General features: G+C 40.0%; 4 protein-coding genes, 5 tRNA genes and 2 rRNA genes. 10 read left to right on the forward strand and 1 reads right to left on the reverse strand.

The annotated features are described in order from the left end of the window. The first annotated feature begins 37 nt into the window (after positions 1-37). From JCM15074_RS19960 to birA, 6 genes are all read left to right on the forward strand, one after another. Positions 38-113, forward strand: a tRNA-Val gene (locus JCM15074_RS19960). Positions 114-146: 33 nt separating this feature from the next. Further along, a 5S ribosomal RNA gene (rrf, locus tag JCM15074_RS19965) occupies positions 147-262 on the forward strand. Between the two features lie 44 nt (positions 263-306). Continuing rightward, positions 307-382: transfer RNA gene (locus JCM15074_RS19970), tRNA-Thr, on the forward strand. Between the two features lie 6 nt (positions 383-388). Beyond that, a 5S ribosomal RNA gene (gene rrf / locus JCM15074_RS19975) occupies positions 389-504 on the forward strand. Between the two features lie 983 nt (positions 505-1,487). Further along, positions 1,488-2,504, forward strand: coding sequence for a UDP-N-acetylmuramate dehydrogenase (murB, locus tag JCM15074_RS19985; protein ID WP_025823713.1), 1,017 nt, complete (start codon positions 1,488-1,490; stop codon positions 2,502-2,504). Continuing rightward, a complete protein-coding gene (birA, locus tag JCM15074_RS19990) occupies positions 2,501-3,469 on the forward strand; it encodes a bifunctional biotin--[acetyl-CoA-carboxylase] ligase/biotin operon repressor BirA (RefSeq protein WP_025823715.1) in 969 nt (322 codons plus the stop codon). Before murB ends, birA begins: the two co-directional genes overlap by 4 nt. Before the next feature lie 3 nt (positions 3,470-3,472). On the opposite strand, the gene coaA is transcribed toward birA, so the two are convergent. Next, a complete protein-coding gene (coaA, locus tag JCM15074_RS19995; RefSeq protein WP_025823717.1) occupies positions 3,473-4,420 on the reverse strand; it encodes a type I pantothenate kinase in 948 nt (315 codons plus the stop codon). Positions 4,421-4,663: 243 nt separating this feature from the next. On the opposite strand from coaA, the gene JCM15074_RS20000 reads away from it, so the two are divergent. The 4 genes from JCM15074_RS20000 to JCM15074_RS24135 all read left to right on the forward strand — a co-directional run. Further along, a tRNA-Thr gene (locus JCM15074_RS20000) sits at positions 4,664-4,739 on the forward strand. Between the two features lie 7 nt (positions 4,740-4,746). Then, positions 4,747-4,831: transfer RNA gene (locus JCM15074_RS20005), tRNA-Tyr, on the forward strand. 39 nt (positions 4,832-4,870) lie between these two features. Beyond that, positions 4,871-4,944: transfer RNA gene (locus tag JCM15074_RS20010), tRNA-Gly, on the forward strand. A gap of 215 nt (positions 4,945-5,159) precedes the next feature. Then, on the forward strand, positions 5,160-5,266 hold a 107-nt coding region (locus JCM15074_RS24135; protein WP_037470126.1), incomplete at its 3' end, for a GTP-binding protein.

A 5,266-nucleotide genomic window follows, 5' to 3' on the forward strand; every position in this document is an offset into this window, starting at 1 on the left:
TACTCAATTGAATAGAACTCAAAGATAAAGAATCCCAGGTCGCTTAGCTCAGCTGGGAGAGCACCTCCCTTACAAGGAGGGGGTCACTGGTTCGAGCCCAGTAGCGACCACCATATTTTTTACAGCTTTCCGAATTAACAAATTTGCTTGGTGACAATAGCATTGTGGTCCCACCTGAATCCATTCCGAACTCAGAAGTGAAACGCAATCGCGCCGATGGTAGTGTGGGGTCTCCCCATGTGAGAGTAGGTCATTGCCAAGCGCCTAATTTAGTTTAGCCTTGAAGAAAGGCAAACAAACAAGTTAGCTGATATGGCTCAGTCGGTAGAGCGCATCCTTGGTAAGGATGAGGTCCCCAGTTCGATTCTGGGTATCAGCACCAGATTTGTTTGGTGACAATAGCATTGTGGTCCCACCTGAATCCATTCCGAACTCAGAAGTGAAACGCAATCGCGCCGATGGTAGTGTGGGGTCTCCCCATGTGAGAGTAGGTCATCGCCAAACGCCTAATAAACGAAAAAAGCCCGTTGCTAATGCAACGGGCTTTTTCGTTTATGCGTGGCATGACCGAACGAAGATGGGAAATAAAAAGCCCGAACGAAGTGAGGCAACCACTCATGTGATAGTAGGGTGAAATCCAAGCGCTTACTAAGCGAAGCTTAGTGCTTGAATTGAACGCGGAGAAGTGGTGACCTACAGGATGTAGGGAATGCTATTTATGCAGGATGCATATAAATGGCCTCGAAGCTGGCCATCACCAAACGCTCTTTTTATTTTCACTTTTAAAAAGTGAACAAAATGAAGTAGAGAACCCACCTGAATAAGGTGGCTTTTTTGCGTTTGGGCTATTTAAAATTCCAAGAGTTTGCCCATAGTAGTGGTTTTTGTAATAGGTGGCATATCTACTTAATGTAGGTATTGCATACCTACTCCCGATGTCGATCGCTAAATATTCCAGACCATAGCGACATTCACCACATCCCTGTGGTTCACCCGCACTGAGCTTGGTCAGAAATTGCATCCCTGTATTTCTGGCATTCACCATATCCCTGTGGCTTGCCCTCCAGGGGCAATAAGCTGCGCTTATTAAGCACCCTAGTGTCACCCCCATCTGTCCCTTAGAGCGAGCACAAACACTCTGGGATAAAAGAGTAGACCATAGCCAAACGCCTTTATAGTCGTTATCAATATGTCTGATCTAATTTTTTGCTTATCATTTAAGACTTTTGCGTTGAATAGAAAAAAATCGCTAAATTTTAATAAATAGTTATTGCTGCCACTAGGGGCGATAAATTGTTTTAAATAATCTAATCAAACGAAAGTTGTTTGTTCTCTAATCGTTTTGTATATCTATGCTCAATAGATATACAAGTTTTAGGCTTAAGGGCAAATTGTTAGTACTTACCAACGTATTTATTCATCACAGATTTGTATCTGCATACGGGCAGGTTACAATAGCCAGTACTGTATCCTTCATAATTTAGATCATGCCTGTTAACTTAAAATTATTTAACACCTTTGCTATAAGCGCAAATTGTGAACAACTCATCGTTGCGACGAATAAAAATGAGCTGATTAGTGCAGCAATGCAACTGTATTGTGCGAAAGAACGAATGTTAATCTTAGGTGGTGGCAGTAATATTGTACTCTGTGATGATTTTGCCGGTACGGTATTAAAAATTGAAACTAAAGGGATCAGTGTTGCTGAAAATGAGTCATATTTTTATCTTGATATACAAGCTGGTGAAAACTGGCATGAATTGGTTAAGTTTTGCCTTGAAAATGAGATTAATGGGTTAGAGAACTTGGCACTGATCCCTGGTGTCGTAGGTGCTGCTCCAATACAAAATATTGGTGCATATGGGGTAGAGTTTTGTCAAATTTGTGATTGGGTTGAGTATTTAGATTTACGTGATGGTCAATTATATAAACTAACTACTGAGCAATGTTTATTTGGCTATAGAGATTCAATTTTTAAAGGTGAATTACACCAACACGCAGTTATTACTGCTGTGGGCATAAAAGTCGCTAAAGAATGGATCCCTAACTTAGCTTATGGGCCATTACAGAAATTTCAGTTAAATACCGTGACAGCTAAACAAATTTTTGATGAGGTATGCCAAGTTCGCATGCAAAAACTGCCTGATCCTAACGTACTTGGTAATGCTGGTAGTTTTTTCAAAAATCCCATTGTTGATCTGCAGGTATACGAAACACTGACCGCCCAATATAGTGATCTTGTGGCTTATCCTGTCAGTGACTCTCTATATAAGCTTGCTGCGGGTTGGTTAATCGATAAAGCCGGTTTAAAAGGGTTTAAGCTCGGGCCTGCAGGTGTTCATCAGCAACAAGCTTTGGTGTTAGTTAATTTTGGGGGAGCTACTGGTGCTGATATTTGCCAGTTAGCACATCATGTAATTGATACAGTATATGAGCAATTTAACGTCTTGCTTGAAGCGGAGCCAAGATTAATTTTTGCACAGGGTGAGGAAGAGTTAAAATGATTGACCATTGGTATAAAAAACGCCAATTACTTAAATTATTATCTGCTAAGCATTTTGTTTCGGGTGAGAAACTTGCGCAACAAATGTCGCTATCTCGTACTGCAATCGCAAATCATGTTAGTGGTATGAGTGATGTGGGGGTTGATGTTTATTCTGTGAAGGGTAAGGGCTATAAATTAGCTTCGCCTATATCTTTGATTGATGAATCATTATTGAAGCAAAATATTAATAATCGTTGTTTTTATTTTGACGAGATAGATTCAACCAACAAGTTCTTGTTGAAACATATAGATGATCTTGAAAATGGTGATATTTGTTTAGCAGAATTGCAAACAGCAGGACGTGGACGTCGGGGTAAAGTTTGGGTTTCACCCTATGCAAGCCATCTTTATTTTTCTATGTATTGGCAACTAGAGCAAGGTATGGCTGCTGCAATGGGCTTGAGCTTAGTCGTCGGTTATTCGTTAACGACAGTATTAACTCAATTGGGAGTCGATGGTTTAGGATTAAAATGGCCTAATGATATTTATAGGCACGGCAAAAAGTTAGCTGGTATTTTAGTTGAAATGCACGGTCAAGCTGATGGTATTTGCCAATTAGTTATTGGAGCTGGTGTTAACATTGCGATGCCTAAAACACAGCAAGAATTGATCGATCAGCCATGGAGTGACTTACTCGATTTAATTAATCAGTTTGATAAAACTCAATTAGCGATATTGCTGCAAAAACAACTTTGTCATGATTTAGGGATATTTACTGAGCAGGGATTAACGCCATTTATTAATGGTTGGCGTGATTTTGATATCTTCCAAGGTCAGCAAGTGCAAATCAGTTTTGGTGATACCATTGTGATTGGTTGCTACCAAGGCATTGATGAGCAGGGGGGCGTTATAATTGAACAAGATGGTGTTAAAAAGTGTTACCTCGGTGGTGAAATAACACTTCGCGCAGCTGCTAATAAATGAGTTTTATTTTCTCAATAGCGCTTTTTCAATAAGATGATCGCTTGATTTTTTTAAGATCAAATTAGCTTTTTCTCTGGTTGGGAGAATATTCTGGCGTAAGTTTACACCATTAATGTTATCCCAGATATTACTCGCAGTATCAACAGCTTGTGCATCAGTTAATTTTGAGAAGTGATGGAAATACGAACTTTCATCAGCAAAAGCTCCTTGCCTAAATTTTAAGAATCGGTCGATATACCATGCTTTTAGCTGATTTTCTTCGGCATCAACATAAATAGAAAAATCTACAAAGTCTGATAAAAATGGTCGCTGATTTTGATCTAAAGAATCAATATCTTTCTGAAGTACATTTAGCCCCTCAATAATTAATACATTGGGGCGATTAATTAATTGAGTTTGTACTAACCGATCATAAGTAATATGAGAATATAGTGGCGCTGAGACTGCCTCATCGCCAGATTTAACCGAGTTAATAAATGACATCAGCATTTTGATATCATAACTCTCTGGAAAGCCCTTACGTTGTAATAGGCCTCTACTGGTTAATTCTGCTAATGGGTAAAGGAAACCATCAGTGGTAACTAACTCGACTTCAGGGTGTTCTGGCCATTCTCGCAAAAGTGCTTGTAGGATCCTAGCTGTCGTACTTTTTCCCACAGCGACACTTCCTGCGATACTAATGATGAAAGGACGGTTAGGGGATTTACAACCAAGAAATTGATCGATTACTTGGCAACGATCGAGTTGATTACTAATCATTAGATTAAGTAATCGGCTTAATGGCAAATAAATATCAGTGACTTCGGTTAACGAAATATTTTCATTAATGCCTTTTAAGGCTTGTAGTTGTGATTCGTTAAGGGTGAGAGGTACAGATTTACGTAATTCAGACCAAGCGTCTCGTTCAAATGTAAAATATAATGCTTGTTGCATTGGGTTTTCGCTTGTCATGGAATTTCCTCTCCTGTAGCAGGGAACAGTACACTATCAAAAACTTCACCACAACAATTGCACTCACTTTTATAGAGCTTGAAATACGCTTTTTATGTAGATGGATGAAAAATCGCCGGTATTTTGTTGTTAAGTCTCTTTTTGGTATAAAAAAGCGACAAACAATGTTTCTTTTGAATTTTTTTGCAATAAACGCTTGCACTTGGAGCCGTTTTTACCTAATATCCGCTACCGAAATGACATGCCGGCATAGCTCAGTTGGTAGAGCAACTGACTTGTAATCAGTAGGTCCCGAGTTCGACTCTTGGTGCCGGCACCATTTTACTGGAGGGGTTCCCGAGTGGCCAAAGGGATCAGACTGTAAATCTGACGGCTCCGCCTTCGAAGGTTCGAATCCTTCTCCCTCCACCATTTTCAAAAGGTAGTTAGGTAGCCTGTAAGCTAGGTACCGCGGGTGTCGTATAATGGTATTACTCCAGCCTTCCAAGCTGATAACACGGGTTCGATTCCCGTCACCCGCTCCAAAATTTGTTTGCTGATATGGCTCAGGCGATAGAGCGCATCCTTAAGTAAGGATGAGGTCGGCAGCTAGAATCTGCCTATCAGTTCAGCCTACGCTATAATCATTCCTAAATACCTTAAAATATTTGATTCGATGACATATTTAATGCATCGGATTTTTTGTTATATCTAGGTTTTAAACCTTCACCACCAAGAATCTTGGAACAGAGGCTATACCATGGCTAAAGAAAAATTTGAACGTAGCAAACCCCACGTAAACGTGGGCACCATTGGTCACGTTGACCATGGTAAAACAACTCTAACTGCAGCTATCTCTCACGTACT

Origin of the sequence: Shewanella marina JCM 15074 (genome assembly GCF_000614975.1) — a bacterium.
GTDB classification, from domain to species: domain Bacteria; phylum Pseudomonadota; class Gammaproteobacteria; order Enterobacterales; family Shewanellaceae; genus Shewanella; species Shewanella marina.